This is a genomic window from Bradyrhizobium sp. LTSP885 (assembly GCF_000938305.1).
GTDB lineage: Bacteria > Pseudomonadota > Alphaproteobacteria > Rhizobiales > Xanthobacteraceae > Bradyrhizobium.
In genome coordinates, this window is sequence record NZ_JYMT01000040.1 from 31,337 (window position 1) to 51,988 (window position 20,652).

General features: G+C 65.2%; 26 protein-coding genes. 8 read left to right on the forward strand and 18 right to left on the reverse strand.

Annotated elements, in window-relative coordinates; all coding sequences use genetic code 11:
• Window positions 1–4: 4 nt before the first annotated feature.
• From UP09_RS27335 to UP09_RS27350, 4 genes are read right to left on the reverse strand one after another with little or no spacing between them, the layout of a single operon-like run.
• The gene (locus UP09_RS27335; RefSeq protein WP_044541450.1) at window positions 5–1,168 is read right to left on the reverse strand and encodes an ABC transporter permease; all 1,164 of its coding nucleotides are present in this window, start codon (window positions 1,166–1,168) and stop codon (window positions 5–7) included.
• Window positions 1,165–2,121, reverse strand: coding sequence for an ABC transporter ATP-binding protein (locus UP09_RS27340; protein WP_082070309.1), 957 nt, complete (start codon window positions 2,119–2,121; stop codon window positions 1,165–1,167). The genes UP09_RS27335 and UP09_RS27340 overlap by 4 nt, the downstream gene beginning before the upstream one ends.
• Window positions 2,118–2,903 (reverse strand): HlyD family secretion protein, encoded by a 786-nt coding sequence (locus tag UP09_RS27345; protein WP_044541451.1) that lies wholly within the window; start codon window positions 2,901–2,903, stop codon window positions 2,118–2,120. The genes UP09_RS27340 and UP09_RS27345 overlap by 4 nt, the downstream gene beginning before the upstream one ends.
• Window positions 2,900–3,460, reverse strand: a complete 561-nt coding sequence (locus UP09_RS27350; RefSeq protein ID WP_245302250.1) for a TetR/AcrR family transcriptional regulator — start codon at window positions 3,458–3,460, stop codon at window positions 2,900–2,902. Before UP09_RS27350 ends, UP09_RS27345 begins: the two co-directional genes overlap by 4 nt.
• Between UP09_RS27350 and UP09_RS38635 the strand changes: the two genes are divergently transcribed.
• A complete protein-coding gene (locus UP09_RS38635) occupies window positions 3,435–3,641 on the forward strand; it encodes a hypothetical protein (protein WP_245302251.1) in 207 nt (68 codons plus the stop codon). The two genes, UP09_RS27350 and UP09_RS38635, sit on opposite strands and share 26 nt — an antisense overlap.
• A gap of 284 nt (window positions 3,642–3,925) precedes the next feature.
• Here UP09_RS38635 and UP09_RS27355 read toward each other — a convergent pair whose 3' ends face one another.
• From UP09_RS27355 to UP09_RS27400, 10 genes are all read right to left on the reverse strand, one after another.
• The gene (locus UP09_RS27355) at window positions 3,926–4,336 is read right to left on the reverse strand and encodes a DUF2000 family protein (protein WP_044541452.1); all 411 of its coding nucleotides are present in this window, start codon (window positions 4,334–4,336) and stop codon (window positions 3,926–3,928) included.
• Between the two features lie 33 nt (window positions 4,337–4,369).
• On the reverse strand, window positions 4,370–4,720 hold the full coding sequence (locus UP09_RS27360; RefSeq protein WP_502689093.1) for a DUF4189 domain-containing protein: 351 nt from the start codon (window positions 4,718–4,720) through the stop codon (window positions 4,370–4,372).
• Between the two features lie 252 nt (window positions 4,721–4,972).
• The gene (locus UP09_RS27365) at window positions 4,973–6,577 is read right to left on the reverse strand and encodes an NTP transferase domain-containing protein (protein WP_044541454.1); all 1,605 of its coding nucleotides are present in this window, start codon (window positions 6,575–6,577) and stop codon (window positions 4,973–4,975) included.
• Window positions 6,574–7,275 (reverse strand): XdhC family protein, encoded by a 702-nt coding sequence (locus UP09_RS27370; protein WP_044541455.1) that lies wholly within the window; start codon window positions 7,273–7,275, stop codon window positions 6,574–6,576. The genes UP09_RS27365 and UP09_RS27370 overlap by 4 nt, the downstream gene beginning before the upstream one ends.
• A gap of 2 nt (window positions 7,276–7,277) precedes the next feature.
• A complete protein-coding gene (locus UP09_RS27375; RefSeq protein WP_044541456.1) occupies window positions 7,278–7,601 on the reverse strand; it encodes an XdhC family protein in 324 nt (107 codons plus the stop codon).
• Between the two features lie 11 nt (window positions 7,602–7,612).
• A complete protein-coding gene (locus UP09_RS27380; protein WP_044541457.1) occupies window positions 7,613–8,815 on the reverse strand; it encodes a vWA domain-containing protein in 1,203 nt (400 codons plus the stop codon).
• Window positions 8,816–8,954: 139 nt separating this feature from the next.
• Window positions 8,955–9,863 carry an AAA family ATPase gene (locus UP09_RS27385; protein WP_044541458.1) on the reverse strand — a complete coding sequence of 303 codons (909 nt, stop codon included), beginning with the start codon at window positions 9,861–9,863 and terminating at the stop codon, window positions 8,955–8,957.
• A gap of 55 nt (window positions 9,864–9,918) precedes the next feature.
• On the reverse strand, window positions 9,919–10,725 hold the full coding sequence (locus tag UP09_RS27390; protein WP_044541459.1) for an FAD binding domain-containing protein: 807 nt from the start codon (window positions 10,723–10,725) through the stop codon (window positions 9,919–9,921).
• A 63-nt stretch (window positions 10,726–10,788) separates the two neighbouring features.
• Entirely contained in the window at window positions 10,789–11,274 is a 486-nt protein-coding gene (locus UP09_RS27395; protein WP_044541460.1) for a (2Fe-2S)-binding protein, read from the reverse strand.
• A gap of 167 nt (window positions 11,275–11,441) precedes the next feature.
• Entirely contained in the window at window positions 11,442–11,888 is a 447-nt protein-coding gene (locus UP09_RS27400) for an SRPBCC family protein (RefSeq protein WP_044541461.1), read from the reverse strand.
• Window positions 11,889–12,105: 217 nt separating this feature from the next.
• On the opposite strand from UP09_RS27400, the gene UP09_RS27405 reads away from it, so the two are divergent.
• On the forward strand, window positions 12,106–13,461 hold the full coding sequence (locus UP09_RS27405; protein WP_044541462.1) for a 3-carboxy-cis,cis-muconate cycloisomerase: 1,356 nt from the start codon (window positions 12,106–12,108) through the stop codon (window positions 13,459–13,461).
• 19 nt (window positions 13,462–13,480) lie between these two features.
• Window positions 13,481–14,263, forward strand: a complete 783-nt coding sequence (gene pcaD, locus UP09_RS27410) for a 3-oxoadipate enol-lactonase (protein WP_044541463.1) — start codon at window positions 13,481–13,483, stop codon at window positions 14,261–14,263.
• Window positions 14,264–14,318: 55 nt separating this feature from the next.
• On the opposite strand, the gene UP09_RS27415 is transcribed toward pcaD, so the two are convergent.
• Window positions 14,319–14,633: a hypothetical protein gene (locus tag UP09_RS27415; RefSeq protein WP_044541645.1), complete on the reverse strand. Its 315-nt coding sequence runs from the start codon at window positions 14,631–14,633 to the stop codon at window positions 14,319–14,321.
• 13 nt (window positions 14,634–14,646) lie between these two features.
• Window positions 14,647–14,994 carry a type II toxin-antitoxin system RelE/ParE family toxin gene (locus UP09_RS27420; RefSeq protein ID WP_245302241.1) on the reverse strand — a complete coding sequence of 116 codons (348 nt, stop codon included), beginning with the start codon at window positions 14,992–14,994 and terminating at the stop codon, window positions 14,647–14,649.
• Between the two features lie 65 nt (window positions 14,995–15,059).
• On the opposite strand from UP09_RS27420, the gene UP09_RS27425 reads away from it, so the two are divergent.
• Window positions 15,060–15,452 (forward strand): carboxymuconolactone decarboxylase family protein, encoded by a 393-nt coding sequence (locus tag UP09_RS27425; RefSeq protein ID WP_044541647.1) that lies wholly within the window; start codon window positions 15,060–15,062, stop codon window positions 15,450–15,452.
• On the opposite strand, the gene UP09_RS27430 is transcribed toward UP09_RS27425, so the two are convergent.
• Window positions 15,432–15,974 carry a hypothetical protein gene (locus tag UP09_RS27430; protein ID WP_044541464.1) on the reverse strand — a complete coding sequence of 181 codons (543 nt, stop codon included), beginning with the start codon at window positions 15,972–15,974 and terminating at the stop codon, window positions 15,432–15,434. The genes UP09_RS27425 and UP09_RS27430 overlap by 21 nt on opposite strands.
• 215 nt (window positions 15,975–16,189) lie before the next feature.
• Window positions 16,190–16,336, reverse strand: a complete 147-nt coding sequence (locus UP09_RS38215) for a hypothetical protein (RefSeq protein ID WP_197082749.1) — start codon at window positions 16,334–16,336, stop codon at window positions 16,190–16,192.
• 415 nt (window positions 16,337–16,751) lie between these two features.
• Between UP09_RS38215 and UP09_RS27435 the strand changes: the two genes are divergently transcribed.
• The 4 genes from UP09_RS27435 to UP09_RS27450 are packed head-to-tail and all read left to right on the forward strand — an operon-like array spanning window position 16,752 to window position 20,584.
• Window positions 16,752–17,669, forward strand: coding sequence for an ABC transporter permease subunit (locus UP09_RS27435; protein WP_044541465.1), 918 nt, complete (start codon window positions 16,752–16,754; stop codon window positions 17,667–17,669).
• Between the two features lie 13 nt (window positions 17,670–17,682).
• Window positions 17,683–19,008 (forward strand): high-affinity branched-chain amino acid ABC transporter permease LivM, encoded by a 1,326-nt coding sequence (livM, locus tag UP09_RS27440; protein ID WP_044541466.1) that lies wholly within the window; start codon window positions 17,683–17,685, stop codon window positions 19,006–19,008.
• Window positions 19,005–19,838: an ABC transporter ATP-binding protein gene (locus tag UP09_RS27445; RefSeq protein ID WP_044541467.1), complete on the forward strand. Its 834-nt coding sequence runs from the start codon at window positions 19,005–19,007 to the stop codon at window positions 19,836–19,838. The genes livM and UP09_RS27445 overlap by 4 nt, the downstream gene beginning before the upstream one ends.
• On the forward strand, window positions 19,835–20,584 hold the full coding sequence (locus UP09_RS27450) for an ABC transporter ATP-binding protein (RefSeq protein WP_044541469.1): 750 nt from the start codon (window positions 19,835–19,837) through the stop codon (window positions 20,582–20,584). Before UP09_RS27445 ends, UP09_RS27450 begins: the two co-directional genes overlap by 4 nt.
• Window positions 20,585–20,652: the final 68 nt, after the last annotated feature.

Genomic DNA, 20,652 nt, shown 5'->3' on the forward strand with positions numbered 1-20,652 from the left:
AACCTCAATCAAGCGTGCGGCGGAAGCGCGTCACGGCGATGGTCATGGCGAGCAGCATCAGGGCCGCCAGCGCGATCGTGTCGTATTGCAGATTCTGCATGCCCGCGCCCTTCAGCATGATGGCGCGGACGATGCGCACAAAATGGGTCAGCGGCAGGCCCTCGCCGATATATTGCGCCCAAACCGGCATGCCCGCGAACGGAAACATGAAGCCGGAGAGCAAGATGCTCGGCAGAAAGAACATCATCGAGAGCTGCATCGCCTGCAGCTGGTTCTGCACGATGGTCGAGAAGGTGTAGCCGATCGATAGATTGGTGGTGATGAACAGCGTGGTCAGCAGCGCCAGCAACAGGATGCTGCCAAGGATCGGCACGCCGAACAGCAGCACGCCGATGCCGATGATCAGCGTGGCCTGGATGAAACCGACCATCACGTAAGGAATGATCTTGCCGAACATCACCTCGACCGGCTTGATCGGCATCGAGAGCAGGCTCTCCATGGTGCCGCGCTCGATCTCCCGCGTCACCGAGAGCGCCGTGAAGATCAGCATGGTCATGGTCAAAATGGTCCCGACCAGGCCGGGCACGATATTGAGCCGCGAGTCCGCCGCCGGATTGTAGCGAGCATGGGCGCGGATCTCGAACGGCATTTCGGGGGGATCGCCGATATGAAGGTCGTGCGCCAGCGCCGATTGCACCAGAGGCCCGAGCGCGCCGAGCGCCGAGCCCGCAGCGACCGGATCAGTGGCGTCGGCCGCGACCAGGAGCGCCGGCTTGTCGCCGCGCCGCACCGCGCGCTCGAAGCCGCGCGGAATCTCGACGCCGAACAGCACCTTGCCGGATTGCAGCAGGTCGTCGAACTCCCCGACGGTATGGACCTCGCGAGTGAAGTGGAAATAGGCGGTGTTCTCCATCGCCTTCAGGATCGAGCGTCCGAGATCGGAATCCTCCTGCATCAGCACCGCGGTCGGCAGATTGCGCGGCGTGGTGTTGATGGCGTAGCCGAACAGCGTGAGCTGCATCACCGGCAGCATGATAATCATCGCGAACGAGACCCGGTCGCGGCGAAGCTGGATGAATTCCTTGATCAGCATCGCATAGCTGCGCCGCCAGAAACCGAACGCCGGCTCCCTCGTCTCTCGGGGTTGAATGGTCTCGGTCGTGCTCATCGAAAATTATCCGTGGAGCGCCCCATCAGGTCGATGAAGACGTCTTCGAGCGATGGTTCGCTGGCCTGCCAGTGCCACTTCGCGTCGCTGCGATAGGCCGCGACACTCGCCTCCAGCGCGGCCTTGTCGCGGCCGGAGACGTGCAGGCTGGTGCCGAACGGCGCCACCATGTCGATGCCGGGCTTGCCGTTCAGCTCGGTCTGCAATGCATTGAGGTCGGCGCCTGTTACCGTGTAGGTCGACAGCGCGGAGCTTGCGATCACCTCGTCCACCGTGCCGTGCACCAGGAGATGGCCGTAGGCGATATAAGCGATCTCGTGACAGCGCTCGGCCTCGTCCATGTAGTGGGTGGAGACCAGCACGGTGAGGCCCTCTGCGGCGAGCCCGTGGATCTCGTTCCAGAAATCGCGCCGCGCCTTCGGATCGACACCCGCGGTCGGCTCGTCCAGCAGCAGCAATTCCGGATTGGGCAACGTGCAGGCGCCGAGCGCGAGCCGCTGCTTCCAGCCGCCGGAGAGATTGCCGGCGAGTTGCTCCTCGCGGCCGTTGAGGCCGATCCGCGCGATCATGTCGCGCGCGGCGCCGCGCGCATCAGGCAGACCATAGACCCGCGCGACGAATTCGAGGTTCTCGCGCACCGAGAGATCCTGGTACAGGCTGAAGCGCTGGGTCATGTAGCCGACCTTGCGCTTGATCTTGTCGGCGTCGCGCCGGATGTCGTAGCCGAGACAGGTGCCCTCGCCGCTGTCTGGCGTCAGCAGGCCGCACAGCATGCGGATGGTCGTGGTCTTGCCGCTGCCGTTGGGGCCGAGGAAGCCGTAGATCGTGCCGCGCTTGACCTGCATCGACAAATCATGGACCACCTCGCGCCCGCTGAACGACTTCGAGAGGCCCTTCACATCGATGGCGATGCTGGGTGCGTTGGACTGCGCAATGGTCGCTGCGCCGTTCATCTGCGGTCCGCCACCGGCGTCCTGGCGTGGAGATAGACGCTGATCGGCTGTCCCACGCGCAGGGCATCGGGCCGGCTCGGCCGCGCCTGGATCAGATAGACCAGCTTGTTGCGCTCATCGAGGCTGTAGATGACAGGCGGGGTGTATTCGGCCGTGGTCGCGATGAAATAGATCTTTGCGGTGAGATCGGCAGCGCAATTGTCGCAGGTGACCCTCACCTCGTCGCCGATCGCAAGCTTCGGCAGCTCGGTCTCCGGCACGAAGAAGCGCAGCTTCATGTTGCCGGGCGGCATGATCGACAGTACCGGCCGCTGCGCCGCCACCATCTCGCCCTCGCGGAAATAGATCTGCTGGATCGCGCCCGCGATCGGCGCAAAACCCTTGCGCCGGTCGAGCCGGGTCTGCGAGGTGTTGACGCGGGCCTCCGCGACGCGCAGCGCCGAGACGGCAGAATCCAGATTGGCCTGGGTGCCGGCGCCGGTGCCCCGCAACGACGCCGCGCGCTCGTAGGTCTGCTGCGCATTCGCCAAGGTGGCGTTGTTCTGGTTGAGATCGGCCTTCTGCAGATCGTCGTCGACGGAATAAATGAGATCGCCAGGCTTGATCTCGTCGCCCTCGCGCACGTTCAGCTTGACGACGCGACCGGACTCGTCGGGACTGACGAAGATCATGTCGGCTTCGACCCAGCCTTGGAATCCGGGATCCCGCTTTTCCTTGCAGCCGGCGAGCGCTACCGCCAGCGCAAGCAGCGCCATCAGCTTCATCATGCGCGACGAGGTCATGTCGTCCTCCGTTCGCCGAAGATCAGGTCGAGATGAACCTTGAACATCGCGCCCCCGTCGAGCGGCGCGTGCCTGGCAAACAGGCTCTGCCAGATCACCGCGACGATCGCCGGCGCGACGACCAGCTGGGGGAATTGTGCGAGCTCCCGCTGCCGGATTTCGCCCCGTGTAATCGCGAGCTGGATCAGCGCGCGCATGCCGGCCAGTCCCTTCGACACCACCTCGCGGAAATAGAAATCGGCGATCGCGGGAAAACGCGGTCCTTCCGCGACAATCAGCCGGATGATGTCGCCACGCCGCGTCGCGACGATCTCGCGCATAAAGGTCTCGGCGAACCGCTCGACCGCGTCGCGCACCGGGCCGGTGATCGGGGGCGGCGCAGCCATGCGATCGATCAGGGGCACGAGCGCGGTGCGGATCAACTCCTCGAACATCGACTCCTTGTCCTTGAAGTGCAGGTAGAGCGTGCCCTTGGCGACGCCGGCCCGTTTCGCCACGTCGTCGAGCCGCGTCGCCGCAAAGCCGCGCGCGATGAACTCGTCCATCGCTGCTTCCACAATCGCCGCCCGCCGCTCCGCCGACTTCTCGGCACGGTTCGCCGCCCGCCTGGTGTCGGATGGCTTCGGCGAGACGAGTTTCGACGTCTTCGCGGCAGCAGCCCGAACAGTTGTCCGGCCCCCTGCGGGCGAGGTGCGGGTCGATTTTTCCATGCGCTTTGTCATGCCGATTTATGACTGACTAGTCAGTCATTGTCAATGTGATTAAGAACGAAACTCGCCTGGGTGCGGAATGTTCCAGTTGTTGTCGGCAGGCCGTCGGGGTGCCTGTCCACGCGTCCCTGCGGAACGTCAGCAGCTCAATCACGGTGTCGTCACCCGCGCATGCGCATGCGGGTGATCCAGTATTCCAGAGACAGTTGTGCTTGAGCCGATGGGCCGCGGCGTATTCGTGCTTCGCACGCCCCGGAATGACGATGGAGGGATAGCGACGCCATGCGTGCACCGGCTCGTGCCCGCCGCCCGCTAGCTGTGAAACTTCAGCCCGTCGACGATCTTGTCGACCACCTTGCGCTCGGCGCGGATGGCGAGGCCGACGAGGTTGAGATCTGCGCGCGCGACCGCCCTCACCACCTCGCGGTTGGCGGCATCATGCGTGGTCCTGAACATGTCCTCGGTGTAGAGCGCGGGGACCACGTTGCGCGCCAGCGCGCGTTCAAGCGCCCGCGACAGCGCAGCGCGGTCGGCGCCGTAGATCAGGATCGGCTGGCCGATCAGGGACAGGTATTTTGTGCCCGAGCCGTCCGCGTAATTCTCGCCGATGCATTCGGGAAAGGACGCCGCGATGCCGCCTGACAGAAAGGCCGCGACGTTGAGCTTCTGCCAGGCTTCCAGATCGGTGCGGATCACGACCGCGATCTTGGTGTCGAACTGCATGGTGCAAGTCTAGCGGCAGAGCGCCGCGCGACGCTACCCCTTGGCGTCGCAGGCCCAGGCGCGGATCACGCATTCCTTGCCGCCGAACTCGTAGCATTTCTTGGTCGCGGCGTTGAGCGAGCCCGAGATCTTCGGCGCCACGGCGTAGCCATGGGCGCCGCAGGGATTGGCCATGTCGACCGAGAGCGCGGCGCAGGCGCGCTTCATGGTCACGGCCGTGCAGTCGCCCTTGCACTGCTTCAGCGCGGCGGCACGCGCCGCCGCTTCCGCCGGGTAATCAAAGGCCTGGCCGTAGGCGCCGCATTTGCCGACCGCAAACGCGCCGGCGGCCCGAGCCTTACTGACAAAGCCTTCGGAAATGAAACGCGAGGCGCCGAGCAGCAATGTCAGGACAAGAACAATCAGCGCGCGGCGTTGCGCGGCGGCGGTCGAAACGATCAAGGCAGAATCCCCCAGAACCCGGTCGCGAATCTATCCGGGGGACGTTTCCAGATGGTGAATGAGATCCATCCACGCGTCGTCCCGGCGAAAGCCGGGACCCATAACCACTGAATTGAGTTTTGAGAGAAGCCGACGCCGCTTGTGCCCTTTTCCCTGGCCGCGGCGTATGGGTCCCGGCCTTCGCCGGGACGACAATTAGCCCCGCCGTGCCGCTTCCAGCGCCTGCGGGGTGTCGATGTCGAGGAAGGCGCCATGGCCTTCGACCGGGACTTCGGCGACCGCCTCGGCGTGCCTGGCGATCAGGTGGCGGGCGCCGATATCGCCGTCGAGCGTCATCAATTCCCGGAAGAAGCGCCGCGACCACAGCACCGGATTGCCGCGTTTGCCGTCGTTGACGGGCACTGTGATCAGATGACCGCGGTCGGGCTCAAAGGCCTCGATCAGGCGGTCGATCAACGCGGATGAAATCAGCGGCATGTCGCCGAGACAGACGATAGCGCCATCGGTCTTGTCCGAGACCGCCGCGATGCCCGCTTTCACCGAGCTGGCAAGCCCGCCGGCAAAATCCGGATTGCGCGCGAATTTCACCTTGAGGCCCTTCAGCGCCTGCTCGATGAGATCGGCCTGATGCCCGGTGACGACGATCACCTCCGAGGCCTTCGACGCCAGTACCTGCTCGGTGACTGTTCGCACCAGCTTCTTGCCGTCGAGTTCGGCGAGCAACTTGTTGGGGCCGCCCATCCGGGTCGAGCGCCCGGCGGCGAGCACGATCGCTGCGACGTTGCGGTTGCCCTCGATGTCGGGAACGGTGCGCGGCTGCGGCCTTGTCACGATCTCCATCAAGAGGCCGCCGACGCCCATGCCGGTGAGGTCTGACCGCGAGACCTTGATGCCGGCGAGCAGCCGCATCAGCACCCAGTCAAACCCGTTCTCGACCGGCGAGCGCGCGCAGCCCGGGGCGCCCAGCACCGGCACGCCGCCGGCGCTGCCGATCAAGAGCAAATTGCCGGGATCGACCGGCATGCCGAAATGCTCGATGGCGCCGCCGATCTCGGTGATGGCCGCCGGGATCACGTCGCGGCGGTCGGCGATCGCGGAGGCGCCGAACACGATGACCAGCTCGGCGCCAAGCGCGAGCAATTCCTTGATCGAGGCCGCCAGCACGGTCTCGTCATGCGGCACGCGGCGCTCGGCGATGATGACAGCTCCGGCCGGCGCCAGCCGCTCCGCGGTGACGCGCAGCGTCTTGTCGATCACCTTTGGCGCCAGTCCCGGCAACAATGTCGAGACCACGCCGACCTTCTTGATGGTGTAGGGCGCGATCCGCAGCGTGTCGCGGCCTGCGACCGCAACGGCGGCGTCGCGCAACTTCCCTTCCACGCCGAACGGGATCAGCTTGACGGTCGCGATCATCTCGCCTTCGACGACGGGCTTGAACGCTGCGAGCGTCGCAAAGGTGATGGCTTCGTCGACACCGTTGATGCGATCGACCGCGGCGCGATCGACGACGAGCACGCCGGGGCGCGCCGCAAACAGATTGGCGCGGCCGGTGAAGGCGCGCTCGACATTGACGCCCTCGCCCGCGACCGCCTGCGCGATGCTGGCGGCCGCGACGTCCTCCGAGACGTCGCCCTGCTCCAGCCGCACCACGACCACGTCCTTGACGCCAGCCTTGGTCAACGCCTCGACTTCCTCAGGGCCGATCGTGGTGCCCTTTTTGAGCACCAGCGCGCCCTGGCGGAGCGTGTGCACGGTGACGCCGCCAATCGCGTCGGCCGGACTGGCGGGACCGAACTTCATGCCGCTTCTTCTTTTTCTTTCGGAGGCAAACGCAATTGCGCGGTGATCTCGGCCATGATCGACACCGCAATCTCCGACGGTGACACCGCGCCGATATCGAGGCCGATCGGTGCGTGGATGCGCGCGATGTCGCTGTCCTTGGCGCCCAGCGCCCGCAGCCGCTCGCCGCGCTTGGCGTGGGTCTTCCGCGAGCCGAGCGCGCCGATATAGAAGCAGTCGCGGTCGAAGGCGTGCAGCAGCGCCGGGTCGTCGATCTTGGGATCGTGGGTCACCGCGACGAAGGCCGTGTAGTGATCGACATTGAGCGGCGGCAGCGCGACATCGGGCCATTCCGCGACCAGCGGCACGTCGGGAAAGCGCTCGGGGCTGGCAAACGCCGTGCGCGGATCGACCACCGTGACATCGTAGTCGAGCGAGCGCGCCAGCGGCGCCAGGGCCTGGCTGATATGGACCGCGCCGATGATCACGAGCTTTGCGGTCGGCGCGTAGACGTTGAGGAACAGCTTCCGGCCAGCCGCCTCGACATTGCCGCTCTTGCCCATCCGCAACTGCTTTGACAGCTCGGCGCGAAGCGGATCGGCGGCGATGTCGTTCGCCTTCACCAGGCGTTGCTCGCCATTTGCGGTGTCGGTGACGACGATGACCGGGCGGCGCGCGGCGCGCTCGGCGTTCAATTGTTTCAGGGTTTCGAGTTTCACGGCTAGCCGACCTTCTCGACGAAGACCCGGATGGTGCCGCCGCAGGACAGGCCGACATTCCAGGCGGTCTCGTCGGCGACGCCGAATTCGAGCATCTTGGACTGGCCGCTCGAAATCACGTCGAGCGCCTCGGTGACGACGGCGCCCTCGACGCAACCGCCGGAGACGCTCCCCAGGAAGGTGCCGTCGTCATTGATGACGAGGCTCGAGCCGGCCGGCCGTGGCGCCGAGCCCCAGGTCTCGACCACCGTGGCAAGCGCCACGCCATGGCCCTGGCTCTGCCAGGTCTCAGCGGCCTGAAGGATGTCTTCGTCACGGTTCAGCATTTAAGCCTCCCTCAGGCTACGGAACGGATCAGGCTGCGGTGGTGCACCGGCGGCGGGGACGACAGCGCCTCAATCAACCCCTTGATAGACGTCAAATTATGCACCGGGCGGAATTCGTCAACGTGGGGCAACATCATTTTGATGCCCTGCGCCTTGGCCTCGAAACCAGAGTAGCGCAGCAGCGGATTAAGCCAGATCAGGCGGCGGCAAGACCTATGCAGCCGGTCCATCTCGAAGGCCAGTTTGGCATCCGCCTCCCGTTCTAGTCCATCGGATATAAGGAGCACGATGGCGCCCTGCCCGAGCACGCGGCGGGCCCAGAGCTGGTTGAACGTATGCAGCGAGGTCGCGATCCGCGTTCCGCCGGCCCAATCCTCGACCGAGGACGAGCAGTGCGCCAGCGCTTCATCGGGATCACGCTGCCGCAACGCGCGTGTCACATTGGTCAGCCTTGTGCCGAACAGGAACACCGAGACGCGCTTGCGGGCATCGGTGATGGCATGCAGGAAGTGCAGGAACAGCCTTGTGTACTCGCTCATCGAGCCGGAGATGTCGAGCAGCGCCACGATCGGCGCCGGCTTCTCGATCCGGCCGAGCTTGCGGATATCGATGATCTCGCCGCCGGTGCGCAACGAGGCGCGCAGGGTGCGGCGCATGTCGAGCCGCAGCCCTCGCACTTCCGGCTGGTAGCGGCGGGTCCTGAGCTCGGCCTGCGGCAGCCGCATCATTGCGATCTCTCTGACGACCTCGGCGATCTCCGCCGCGGTCATCTGCGCAAAGTCCTTCTTCTGCAGCACCTCCTTGTCGGAGACCGAGAGTTTCAGCTCCTGCTCCTGGGCCTGCGGCCGCTCCTCGCGCATCGCGGGCTGCGCCATCGCCTCCTGGACCCGGCGCGAGGCCGGCGGCGGCTTCTTCTTGGCGTGATCGGGCAGCGGCACCGAATCCAGCATGCTCTTCCACTCCTCGGCGGCGCGGAAGAACAGATCAAAAGCCTGGCGGAAGATCAGTGCGTGCTCATGGCGCTTGACGAAGATCGACTCCAGCGTGGTGAACAGTTCGGCCCGGTTGCCGACCTCGATCAGCTGGATCGCATTGAGCGCGTCGATCACCGAGCCCGGGCCGACAGGAAGCCCGGCCGCCCGCAACGCGCGGGCAAAGCCGACCACGTTGTCGGCCATGTGGCCGGTCGGAGGCGCAAGGTGATTGATCGCCATCGTTTATAGCCCTGTCATTCCGGGGCACGCGAAGCGTGAACCCGGAATCCATTTTTCAACACCAACGCGGCCCGATGGATTCCGGGCTCGCGCCAAGGGCGCGCCCCGGAATGACGAACGTTGTTGTAACGGGCACGACCTACGTCTCGCTCGTCGCGTCCTTCAATGCCTTCTGCAAGCTTTCGCCCTGGAGCCGCGCGATATCGTCCTGGTACTTCAAGAGCGCGCCCAGCGTGTCGCCGACCACCTGCGGCGTCAGCGAGCGGGCGTCGAGCTCGGAGAGCGCGGTCGCCCAGTCGATGGTCTCGGCCACGCCCGGCGACTTGTAGAAATCCTGGTTGCGCAGCGCCTGCACGAAGCGCACGACCTGCTGCGACAATTTTGCGGAAATATCCGGCACCCGCGCCTTGACGATCGCCAGCTCGCGCTCCGCGGAGGGGTAATCCACCCAGTGATAGAGACAGCGGCGCTTCAGCGCATCGTGGATCTCGCGGGTGCGGTTGGAGGTGATGATCACGATTGGCGGCGCCGGCGCCTTCACGGTGCCAAGCTCGGGGATCGTCACCTGGAAGTCGCTGAGGATTTCCAGCAGATACGCCTCAAACGCCTCGTCGGCGCGGTCGAGCTCGTCGATCAAGAGCACCGGCGGCCCGGCAACGTCAGGCTCGAGCGCCTGCAACAGCGGCCGCTTGATCAGGAAACGTTCGGCGAAAATATCGCTGGCAAGCTGGTCGCGATCGGTATCGCCGGAGGCTTCCGCCAGCCGGATCGCGATCATCTGCGCGGCGCTGCTCCACTCATAGACGGCAGAGGCGACGTCGAGGCCCTCATAGCATTGCAGCCGGATCAGCTTGCGCCCGAGCGCCGCCGACAAGACTTTTGCGATCTCGGTCTTGCCGACGCCGGCCTCGCCCTCCAGAAACAGCGGACGCCCCATGCGCAGCGCCAGATACGTCACCGTCGCCAGTGACCGCTCCGCGAGATAGCCGCGCGAGGTCAACAGCTCCAGCATGGCATCGACGGAAGTGGGTAACGCCGATGCACTCATTGGATAGCCGATCTTGAAGCAGGAGTTCGCAAATTGACGCCGATCAGCCCTTGGATCAGCCTTTGGCCGTCGCCGCTTCCACGGCCCTGCGCGCCAGGACGCCGATCAGATGCGCACGATATTCGGCGCTGCCGTGCAGGTCGCTGTTCAGGCCGTCGGCCGGAACGGTCAGCCCGTCGAGCACCTTGTGCGAGAACCGCTTCTTCAGCGCCTCCTCGAACGAGGTCACCCGGAACACGCCGTCGGAGCCCGCGCCGGTCACCGCGACGCGGACATCAGACGGACGCTTGGCCACGAACACGCCGACCAACGCATAACGCGAGGCCTGGTTGCGGAATTTCACATAGGCCGCCTTCTTCGGCAGCGGGAACATCACTTTGGTGATGATCTCGTCAGCCTCGAGCGCTGTCGTGAACAGGCCCTGGAAGTATTCCTCGGCCTTCAGGCGGCGCTTGTTGGTGACGATGGTGGCGTCCAGCGCCAGCACCGCGGCCGGATAGTCCGCGGTCGGATCATTGTTGGCGAGCGAGCCGCCGATGGTGCCGCGATGACGTACGGCGGGATCGCCGATCATGCCGGCCAGCTCGGCAAGCGCCGGGATCGCCTCGCCGACGATGGCGGAGTTGGCGACCTCGGCATGCTTGGCGGTGGCGCCGATCACCAGCGAGCGGCCCTTCATCTCGATGCCGTTGAGGCCTTCGATGTGGGAGAGGTCGACCAGATGCGGCGGGCTTGCCAGCCGCTGCTTCATGACCGGCACCAGCGTGTGGCCGCCGGCGATCAGCTTGGCGTCCTCGTTCTTCACCAGAAGATTGGCGGCCTGCCGCACGGTCTCCGGACGGTGATATTTGAATTCGTACATTGAAGTATCCTGGGAATGTCCTGATCGCTGGAGCGCGATGAAATGGTTAGGCGAGGTCCGACTCTAAGCGAGGTCCGACTTGGCCATCGCCTTGGCGCCGGCCGAGATCGAAGCGACGATGTTCTGATAGCCGGTGCAGCGGCACAAATTGCCTTCCAGCTCCTCGCGGATCACCTCGTCGGAGAGCTCGTGGCCCTTGCGATGGACCAAATCGACCGCGGTCATGATCATGCCTGGCGTGCAGAAGCCGCACTGCAGGCCGTGATGCTCGCGGAACGCCTCCTGCATCGGATGCAGCGGCGCACCATCGGCAGCCAGCCCTTCGATGGTCCTGACCTCGTGACCGTCGGCCATCACCGCAAGCGTGGTGCAGGACTTCACTGCCTTGCCGTCGAGGTGCACGACGCAGGCGCCGCACTGCGAGGTGTCGCAGCCGACATGCGTACCCGTCAGCCGCAGGTTTTCGCGCAGAAACTGAACCAGAAGGGTACGGGGGTCGACGTTGGCGTTCACGGGGTTGCCGTTCACGATCATTGAAATCTTGGCCATCAGCACTCTCTTATCTGCACTGCCGCATATCGGCAGAACAGGCGGTTTAAAATCGTTCCAGACGGCATAATATGGGCCGGCCCGGCAATGAGCAACCTTTCGAGCCACTCATCCAGGACATGGCCGGATACGGCACGGGCCGTGGCAGGGCTAACCCTGCACCGGCTCTACCCCTGCACAGCCTTGGCGAAATTGGCAAAGAATTCGTCGGCGAGTTTCTTGGCGCTGCCGTTGATCAGGCGCTGGCCGAGCTGGGCGAGCTTGCCGCCGATCTGCGCCTCCACGTTGTAGCTCAACAGCGTGCCGCCGTCCTTGTCTGACAGCCCGACGGTGGCGCCGCCCTTGGCGAAGCCGGCGACCCCGCCCTCGCCCTCGCCGGAGATCCTGTAGCCATTGGGCGGATCGAGATCGCTCAACGTGACCTTGCCCTTGAAGCGGGCCGAGACCGGCCCGACCTTCATCTTGGCGGTGGCGCGGAAGCCGTGGTCGTCGGTCTTCTCCAGTTCCTCGCAGCCGGGAATGCAGGCCTTCAGCACCTCGGGGTCGTTGAGCTTGTCCCAGACGGCCTGGCGCGCCGCCGCAAGCTGCACTTCGCCGTTCATTGTCATGGCCATGAGGGACCTCCAAACATCGCTAAACCTGCATCCCCAAGTAAAGCAGCTGATGCGCAAAGGAAAGGCCACCTTCGGAGGATGAGCGATGCATATTCGCAACCGCAGCAAGACCGCTGCCCGGTTCACGAAATCGCGCAATCGGCCATGTGGGTGAAAATGGCGACAAACCGTCTGTTGGCATTGGCATCGCCGCGCCGGAATGGTTAGGTCGCGCGACATGAGCACAGCCCTCTCTCCCCTGCTTGCGCCGATGCTGTCGAGCGCCGCGATGCGCGCGGTGTGCGACGACGCCGCCACGCTGCAGAACATGCTGGATTTCGAGGCAGCACTGGCCCGCGCCGAGGCCGCCTGCGGCGTGATCCCTGCCTCTGCCGCGGGGCCGATCGGCGCCGCCTGCAGGGCCGAATCATTCGACCGCGCGGACCTGGCGGAGGCCGCCACCCGGTCGGGCAATCTGGCAATCCCCCTGGTCAAGGCGTTGACCGCCGATGTCGCGAAGGCCGATGCCGACGCCGCCCGCTACGTGCATTGGGGCGCCACCAGCCAGGACGTGATCGACACTGCGACCATGCTGACAATGCGCGCCGGGATCGACGCGCTGCTTGCCGATACCGATCGCGCTGTCACGGGCTTTGCCAAGCTCGCGCGTGCGCACCGCGACACCGCGGTGGTGGCGCGCACCTGGCTGCAGCACGCGCTGCCGATGCCGTTCGGATTGAAGCTCGCCGAATATGCCGCGGCATTGCATCGCTCGCGCAAGCGATTGCATCGCCTGCGCCGCGAGACGCTCGCACTGCAATTCGGCGGTGCTGCCGGAACGCTGGCCGCGCTCGGCGATAACGGACTCGCCGTTGCCGAGCAGCTCGCCAAAGAGCTGGACCTGCCGCTGCCCGATGCTCCCTGGCACACCCATCGCGACCGGATCGCTGAGGCGGCGTCGGTGTTTGCAATCCTTGCCGGCAGTTGCGGCAAGATCGCGCGCGACGTCTCGCTGATGATGCAGACCGATGTTGGCGAAGCCTTCGAGCCGGCAGGCGTCGGCCGCGGCGGCTCGTCCACCATGCCGCACAAGCGCAATCCGGTGGCGGCGGCGAGCGCGCTTGGCGCCGCGACCATGGCGCCCAATCTCGCCGCGACGATCTTTGCCGCACAGATACAGGACCACGAGCGCAGCGCCGGCCCCTGGCACGCGGAATGGCCGACGCTGCCGACCCTGATGCTGGTCACCTCGGGCGCGCTCACCGCCATCGTCGATCTCGCCGAGGGGCTGGAGGTCGATGTGGCGCGCATGCGCGTCAATCTCGACGCCACCGGCGGGCTGATCATGGCCGAGGCCGTGACGATGGCGCTGGCTGAGAAGATCGGCAAGAGCGGCGCGCATCATTTGATCGAGGCCGCCAGCAAGACCGCTGTCGCCGGGAAGAAGCACCTGCGCAACGTGCTGAGCGCGGATGCAAAGGTCACCGCGCATCTCGACGCCAAGAGAATCGCAGAACTGTTCGAGCCGATGGCCTATCAGGGCGCTTCGCAAGCGCTGATCGACCGGCTACTCGCCTCCCTCAACGAGACATAATCGACCGGAGTATTGTTCGATGCCAATGATCGACGCCGACGGGTGCCTGCTCAACGTCCAGGTGGAGGGCCGCGACGGCGGACCGACGCTGATGCTGTCGAATTCGCTCGGCTGCACCCTGCAAATGTGGGAGCCGCAGATGCGCGCGCTCACGCAGGTCTTCCGCGTCATCCGCTACGACCGCCGCGGCCATGGCAAATCCGGCGTGCCGCCCGGTCCCTATTCGATGGAGCGGTTCGGCCGCGACGTGCTCGCGATCCTCGACGACCTCAACATCGAGAAGACACACTGGTGCGGCCTGTCGATGGGCGGCATGGTCGGGCAATGGCTCGGCACCAACGCACCTGAGCGGTTCGGCAAGCTGATCCTCGCCAACACCGCCTGCTACTATCCCGATCCGACCAACTGGCTGAACCGCATCAAGGCGGTGAAGGAAGGCGGCATCGCCGCCGTCGCCGACACCGTGATCGCAGGCTGGCTCACGGCGGATTTCCGTGAGCACGAGCCGCAGATCGCAGCCAACATGAAGGCGATGCTGCTGGCCTCCCCTGTGCAGGGCTATCTCGCCTGCTGCGAGGCGCTCTCCACACTCGACCAGCGCGCGCTGCTGCCCCAGATCAAGAGCCCGACATTGGTGATCGCGGGACGGCAGGACATGGCGACGCCGGTGTCGGCGGCGGAGATGATCCGCAGCGGCATTCCCGGCGCCAGCATGACGCTGCTCGACGCCGCGCACATTTCCAACATCGAGCAGTCGCACGCCTTCACCGACGCCGTGGTCGGCTTCCTGACGCAACGCTAACCCGAACAGCGTCGTAGCCCGGATGGAGCGAAGCGAAATCCGGGCTACGATTCCCTCAGCGTAGCGCGACGTGAAGCTGTACTCCCGCCTGCTTCTGCAGGTAGCCGATCACACCGAACAAATTTTTGGCTTGTGGGTTGCCGCGAGGACCGAACATGCGGATCAGACTCTTCGGCGGCGTGGCGGTCGCCGCCGCGAGCTTTTCGAAGCCGACTGTTGCCTTGATGTAATCGCGAAGGATCGTCTTTCCCGTCTCCACATCGCCCGACAGCATGGCATCGACGCCCTCACGCAGAAGCGCCTCGGCGAACTTCCGATCGTTCTTGACCTGCCCTTGCACAAGCTCCTTGAAGCTCTTGGTCCTTGCCATCATCCGTCTCCATTCAACGCCGTTGGCGCGCCTTGTTCTTGTAATCCCGCCAATAGATCAGGGCCTCATCGATATCCCGCTGCTGACGCCGCTTCGTTCCGCCCGTCAGCAAGATCACGAGCGTGTCGCCGTCCCGGCCAAAGTAGATGCGGTATCCCGGCCCAAAGTCGAGGCGATATTCCAGCACGCCGGCGCCGACAGATTTGACGTTGGACAGGTTACCCTGCTCCATGCGGGCGATCGCGCGAGCCACTTTGGCCCGGGCGATGGGCTCGACATCCGCAAACCAATCCGCGAAAGGTTGGCGACCATCGTCGGCGACGTAATAGCGAATTTCGAGCACGCCATTCAGGTAACACAAGTGTTACCTGAATGCAAGCCGAAGATCGGCCGCCGCGGCACGACACCGAGTGGAAGGAAAACTTCATGGACGACAATCATCGCCGCGACGACGGCATGGCGCAGCGCCGCGAGGTGCTGGGCGATGAATGGGTCGACAAGTCGATCAAGAACCGCAACGCGTTCAACACCGACTTCCAGGACCTGATCACGCGCTATGCGTGGGGCGAGATCTGGACGCGGCCGCATTTCGATCACCGCACGCGGCGCGTGCTTGTGATCGGCACCATGGTCGCGCTCGGCCAGTGGGACGAATTCCGCCTGCATGTGCGCGCGGCGCTTACTGAAGGCGGCTTCACGCCGGACGACGTCAAGGAAATCCTGCTGCAGCAGGCGATCTATTGCGGCGTCCCGGCGGCCAACCACGCCGTCAAGGAAGCCGGCGCGATCGTTGCCGAGCTAGGGCTGCTGAAGGGATAGCTCGCCGGCCGGTGCGTCTGCTTCGACAACCGGCGCTGTGACGGCAGGCTTCTTGGCAGCAGGCTTGGCCGGCTGCTCGACCAGCATCACGATCGCGGTGCCGAGCAGCATCAAGAGCTCGGCGGCGTGCATGCGCAACGCCTGGATCTCGCCGACCTTCGAGGCCATCAGCATGCTGGCAAAGCTGATCACGCTGCCGAAGCACAGCGCTACGGCGAGTGCTTCGTCACAGCCGCCGCCGCTCTTCCGCGCCGACGGACGGGCCATCATGGCGAGGAAGACCGCGAAGAACGCCACCACCGTGATCCGCGCCAGCGCGAGCAGCCAGGCGAGCCGAACGGTCGCGATCTTGGAAAGCTGCAGATAGTCGCTGGCGTACAGCGCGATCGCCACGCTCGGCCGCTCATAAAGCCCGTGGATCGGCGACACCATGATGTTCAAGGCGATGATGGTCCAGACCGGAATGAAATAGGCCGCGAGCAGCGCGCCGTTGAATGAACTGATCCGCCAATTGCTGGACATGACGCTTCCCACGCTGCCGCGGCCCTCGGAGCGGGCAGCGGTTAACGGGGAGCTAACGCCGTTCAACTGCCTGGGGCAATTTAAACCCTTTGTTTACCTTAACGGCCTGGGCATTGGTTGGGGACGGTCGTTACGCTGCCAAAACGAGCCAAAAAGAAGGGCCCCGCCTTGCGGCGAGACCCTTCTGTCTCGGCTACGCTGATCTCGTATCCGAACTAGCGATCCTTCTCCGGCTTTTGGCCCTGACGGCTCGGATCCTGCTGCTGCTGGCCGGGCTTTTGGCCGCCGCCCTGCTGCTGCTGATCGGGCTTCTGACCGGGCTTCTGGTTCTGCTGGCCCGGGTTCTGGTTCTGATTGCTCATTCGGGTATCTCCCTTGTTGAACACAGTGAGGAGATAACCGGGAGATCGGCACTTGGTTCGATGGGAACCTTGGGCGCTTCGGCGGTCAAACTGCGGCAGCGCCCACCGCAAGGGTGACGTCTGGAACCTGACGGCATCGCCGGCGGAAGCGGCGCAATGGTGCGGTGCGGTCGCAAGCCATCACAAAGATAATCCGCGCGGCATCGCACTGCCCGGAACGCAGGCACCCTGCCCGCAACAACGTCATATCGGCCGCGTCATCATCCGGAACCGGCCAAACAACTCGTGTACAGCCACCTTGGTTGCAGTCGGTCGCTGTTGCCGCCTTCAGTTCCCGCTGTTAGAAATCCACCCGACAGTCGGTCAGGGCTACCGGGGGCCTCGCCGCGTTTCTTGTCTCTAACAGCGGCAGTGCATGGATTATTTCGCGCAGCAACTGATCAACGGCCTCGTGCTCGGTTCGATCTACGGCCTGATCGCCATCGGCTACACGATGGTCTACGGCATCGTCGGCATGATCAACTTCGCCCATGGCGACATCTTCATGATCGGCGGCTTCATCGCCCTGATCACGTTCCTCATCCTGGTGTCGCTCGGCCTCACCGCGATCCCGGTGATCCTGCTGATCGTGCTGCTGGTCTCGATGGCGATCACGGCGCTTTATGGCTGGACCATCGAGCGGATCGCCTACCGGCCCTTGCGGCATTCGTTCCGCCTCGCACCGATGCTGTCGGCGATCGGCATGTCGTTCGTGCTGACCAACTTCTCGCAGGTGTCGCAGGGCGCGCGGGTCAAGCCGGTGCCGCCGATCATCACCGGCGGCTACACGCTGCACGAGGGAGCGTCGGGTTTTGCGGTGCAGCTCTCCAACATCCAGATCGTCGTCGTCATCACCACGGTGGTGCTGCTCGCGATGTTCACCTGGATCGTGTCGCGCACCCGGCTCGGCCGCGACATGCGCGCCTGCGAGCAGGACCAGACCATGGCCTCGCTGCTCGGCGTCGACGTCGACCGCACCATCTCGATGACCTTCGTGATCGGGGCAGCCCTGGCCGCCGTCGCCGGCATGATGTACCTGCTCTATTACGGCCTGGTCGATTTCTTCATGGGCTTCGTCGCCGGCATCAAGGCCTTCACCGCGGCCGTGCTCGGCGGCATCGGCTCGCTGCCCGGCGCGATGCTCGGCGGGCTCTCGATCGGCCTGATCGAGACGATGTGGTCGGCCTACTTCTCCGTCGAGTACAAGGACGTCGCCGCGTTCTCGATCCTGATCGTGGTGCTGATCTTCATGCCGACCGGCCTGCTCGGCCGTCCCACAGTCGAAAAAGTCTGACGGGCAGCCCTCAGTGAGCGTCACCCCAGCAGCCACCTCGCACGCCTCGCAGCCCTCCGGCGCCGCCTTCATCTTCAAGAAAGCCCTGATCAGCGCGGTGGTCGCGCTGGTGCTGTTCTCGCTGATGATCGGCGTGCGCACCGAAGCCGGCAATCAGGGCGGCCTGATCTACTGGACGCGGTTCGGCGATCTCGCCGCCATGGTCGGCGTCGTGTTCGGCGGCAGCATCATCGTCGAATTGCTGCGGCAATGGTGGGGTCCGGTCGGCACCATCAGGGTCGTTCCGCCGCAGGTGCAGGCCACGATGGCGTTTGCGGGACGCTGGCTCGCGACGGCGTTGCTGGTCTTCACCTTCCTCGTCCCCGTGATCTTCTACGACCAGCGCTACATTCTCGACCTCGGGATCCTGGTGCTGACCTATGTGATGCTGGGCTGGGGCTTGAACGTCGTGGTCGGGCTCGCCGGTCTGCTCGACCTCGGCTACGTCGCCTTCTACGCCGTCGGCGCCTATTCCTATGCGCTGCTCGCCACCTATTTCGACCTGTCGTTCTGGGTCTGCCTGCCGCTCGCGGGCATCCTAGCGGCGTTCTGGGGCGTGCTGCTCGGCTTCCCCGTGCTGCGACTGCGCGGCGACTATCTGGCGATCGTGACACTCGCCTTCGGCGAGATCATCCGCCTCGTCATCATCAACTGGCAGAGCCTGACCGGCGGCCCCAACGGCGTGTCCGGCATCCCTCGCCCGACGCTGTTCGGCATCCCGCTCGACAACAGCGACAACGGGCTTGCCGCCAAGCTCGGCATCGAGTTCTCGCCGACCCACCGCATCGTCTTCCTGTTCTATCTGATCCTGGCGATGGCGCTGCTCACCAACTGGGTGACGATCCGGCTGCGCCGGCTGCCGATTGGCCGCGCCTGGGAGGCGCTGCGCGAGGACGAGGTGGCCTGCCGCGCGCTCGGCATCAACACCACCACGACCAAGCTGACGGCGTTTGCGACCGGCGCGATGTTCGGCGGCCTCGCCGGGGCGTTCTTCGCCACCCGGCAGGGCTTCATCAGCCCGGAATCCTTCACCTTCCAGGAATCGGCGCTGGTGCTCGCGATCGTCGTGCTCGGCGGCATGGGCTCGCAGCTCGGCGTTGCGCTGGCGGCACTTGCCATGATCGGCGGCTTCGAGCTGTTCCGCGGCTTCGATCAATACCGCATGCTGGTGTTCGGCATGGCAATGGTGTTCCTGATGATCTGGCGACCGCGCGGGCTGATCGGCCATCGCGCGCCGACCGTGTTCCTGGAGCGCAGCCAGGCGATCTCGTCCGACCTCGTCAAGGAGGGCCACGGATGAGCGACAACCATATCCTCACCGTCGATCATCTGATGATGCGCTTCGGCGGCATCGTCGCCGTCAACGATCTTTCCTTTGCCGCCGAACGCGGCAAGATCACCGCGCTGATCGGACCGAACGGCGCCGGCAAGACCACGGTGTTCAACTGCATCACCGGCTTCTACCGCCCGAGCGGCGGCGCCATCCGCCTGACCCATGACGACGGCCGCACCATCCAGCTCGAACGCCTCAACGATTTCCGGATCGCCAAGCGGGCCAAGGTCGCGCGCACCTTTCAGAACATCCGGCTGTTTCCCGGCATGACCGCGCTGGAAAACCTGATGGTCGCGCAGCACAACGCGCTGATGCGCGCCTCCGGCCTGACCTTCCTCGGCCTGATCGGCGTGCCGTCATGGCGGAGTGCCGAACGGGCCGCGATCGATCTGGCGCGGGCCTGGCTGACGCGCGTCGGCCTGCTCGATCGCGCCGACGATGCCGCCGGCAATTTGCCCTATGGCGACCAGCGCCGCCTCGAGATCGCCCGCGCGATGTGCACCGAGCCGGCGCTGCTCTGTCTCGACGAACCGGCCGCCGGCCTCAACGCGCGGGAGAGCGGCGCGCTCAACGAATTGCTGCTCTCGATCCGCGCCGACCAGGGCACCTCGATCCTGCTGATCGAGCACGACATGTCGGTCGTGATGGAGATTTCCGACCACGTCGTGGTGATGGATTACGGCGTCAAGATCGCGGAAGGCACGCCACAGGCGGTGCGCGACGATCCCAAGGTGATCGCCGCCTATCTCGGCGCCGACGAGGAAGAGGCGATCGCCGTGATGGAGAGCGCCACGTGAGCGCCGCCCAGGCAACAACACCCCTGCTCGCGGTACGCGGCCTGCGCGCGGCCTATGGCAAGATCGAGGCGCTGAAGGGCGTCGACGTCGAGATCAATGCCGGCGAGATCGTGGCGCTGATCGGGGCCAATGGCGCCGGCAAGTCGACGCTGATGATGACGATCTTCGGCAAGCCGCGCGCCCGCGCCGGCAAGATCGAATTCGACGGCCGCGACATCACCGGCGAGCCGACCCATGAGATCGCGCGGATGCGCATCGCGCAGTCGCCGGAAGGACGGCGGATCTTCCCACGGATGAGCGTCGCCGAAAACCTGCAGATGGGCGCGGATGCGACCGAATCCAGCGAGGCCGAACGCGAGGCCGGGCTGGAGCGCGTGCTTGCGCTGTTCCCGCGCCTGAAGGAGCGCATCGCGCAGCGGGGCGGCACGCTGTCGGGCGGCGAGCAGCAGATGCTGGCGATCGGCCGGGCCCTGATGAGCCGGCCGCGCCTGTTGATGCTGGATGAACCGTCGCTCGGCCTGGCGCCGCTGATCGCCAAGCAGATCTTCGAGGCCATCCGCACGCTGAACCGGCAGGACGGCCTGACCGTGCTGATCGTCGAGCAGAACGCCAACCATGCGCTGAAGCTCGCCCATCGCGGCTATGTCATGGTCAACGGCCTGATCACGCTGGCCGGAACGGGTGCCGAGTTGCTGCAGCGCCCGGAAATCCGTGCCGCCTATCTGGAGGGCGGCCGGCGCAGCTAGCCTTGATTCCGACGCCCCCCTACGGCGGGTGAGGCGTCGATTTGTCTGAAAATTGCCGGTGACTTCGC

What these genes read in the sequence shown, in the direction of transcription:
- UP09_RS27435 (WP_044541465.1), top strand. Translation starts at nt 16,752, where the DNA reads ATGGATTATTTCGCGCAGCAACTGATCAACGGCCTCGTGCTCGGTTCG.
- UP09_RS27365 (WP_044541454.1), bottom strand. Translation starts at nt 6,577, where the DNA reads ATGAAGTTCGGTCCCGCCAGTCCGGCCGACGCGATTGGCGGCGTCACC.
- UP09_RS38215 (WP_197082749.1), bottom strand. Translation starts at nt 16,336, where the DNA reads ATGAGCAATCAGAACCAGAACCCGGGCCAGCAGAACCAGAAGCCCGGT.
- UP09_RS27390 (WP_044541459.1), bottom strand. Translation starts at nt 10,725, where the DNA reads ATGTACGAATTCAAATATCACCGTCCGGAGACCGTGCGGCAGGCCGCC.
- UP09_RS27375 (WP_044541456.1), bottom strand. Translation starts at nt 7,601, where the DNA reads ATGCTGAACCGTGACGAAGACATCCTTCAGGCCGCTGAGACCTGGCAG.
- UP09_RS27380 (WP_044541457.1), bottom strand. Translation starts at nt 8,815, where the DNA reads ATGGCGATCAATCACCTTGCGCCTCCGACCGGCCACATGGCCGACAAC.
- UP09_RS38635 (WP_245302251.1), top strand. Translation starts at nt 3,435, where the DNA reads ATGAACTCGTCCATCGCTGCTTCCACAATCGCCGCCCGCCGCTCCGCC.
- UP09_RS27355 (WP_044541452.1), bottom strand. Translation starts at nt 4,336, where the DNA reads ATGCAGTTCGACACCAAGATCGCGGTCGTGATCCGCACCGATCTGGAA.
- UP09_RS27400 (WP_044541461.1), bottom strand. Translation starts at nt 11,888, where the DNA reads ATGGCCATGACAATGAACGGCGAAGTGCAGCTTGCGGCGGCGCGCCAG.
- UP09_RS27345 (WP_044541451.1), bottom strand. Translation starts at nt 2,903, where the DNA reads ATGACCTCGTCGCGCATGATGAAGCTGATGGCGCTGCTTGCGCTGGCG.
- UP09_RS27445 (WP_044541467.1), top strand. Translation starts at nt 19,005, where the DNA reads ATGAGCGACAACCATATCCTCACCGTCGATCATCTGATGATGCGCTTC.
- UP09_RS27405 (WP_044541462.1), top strand. Translation starts at nt 12,106, where the DNA reads ATGAGCACAGCCCTCTCTCCCCTGCTTGCGCCGATGCTGTCGAGCGCC.
- UP09_RS27340 (WP_082070309.1), bottom strand. Translation starts at nt 2,121, where the DNA reads ATGAACGGCGCAGCGACCATTGCGCAGTCCAACGCACCCAGCATCGCC.
- UP09_RS27335 (WP_044541450.1), bottom strand. Translation starts at nt 1,168, where the DNA reads ATGAGCACGACCGAGACCATTCAACCCCGAGAGACGAGGGAGCCGGCG.
- pcaD (WP_044541463.1), top strand. Translation starts at nt 13,481, where the DNA reads ATGCCAATGATCGACGCCGACGGGTGCCTGCTCAACGTCCAGGTGGAG.
- UP09_RS27395 (WP_044541460.1), bottom strand. Translation starts at nt 11,274, where the DNA reads ATGGCCAAGATTTCAATGATCGTGAACGGCAACCCCGTGAACGCCAAC.
- UP09_RS27385 (WP_044541458.1), bottom strand. Translation starts at nt 9,863, where the DNA reads ATGAGTGCATCGGCGTTACCCACTTCCGTCGATGCCATGCTGGAGCTG.
- UP09_RS27415 (WP_044541645.1), bottom strand. Translation starts at nt 14,633, where the DNA reads ATGGCAAGGACCAAGAGCTTCAAGGAGCTTGTGCAAGGGCAGGTCAAG.
- UP09_RS27430 (WP_044541464.1), bottom strand. Translation starts at nt 15,974, where the DNA reads ATGTCCAGCAATTGGCGGATCAGTTCATTCAACGGCGCGCTGCTCGCG.
- UP09_RS27425 (WP_044541647.1), top strand. Translation starts at nt 15,060, where the DNA reads ATGGACGACAATCATCGCCGCGACGACGGCATGGCGCAGCGCCGCGAG.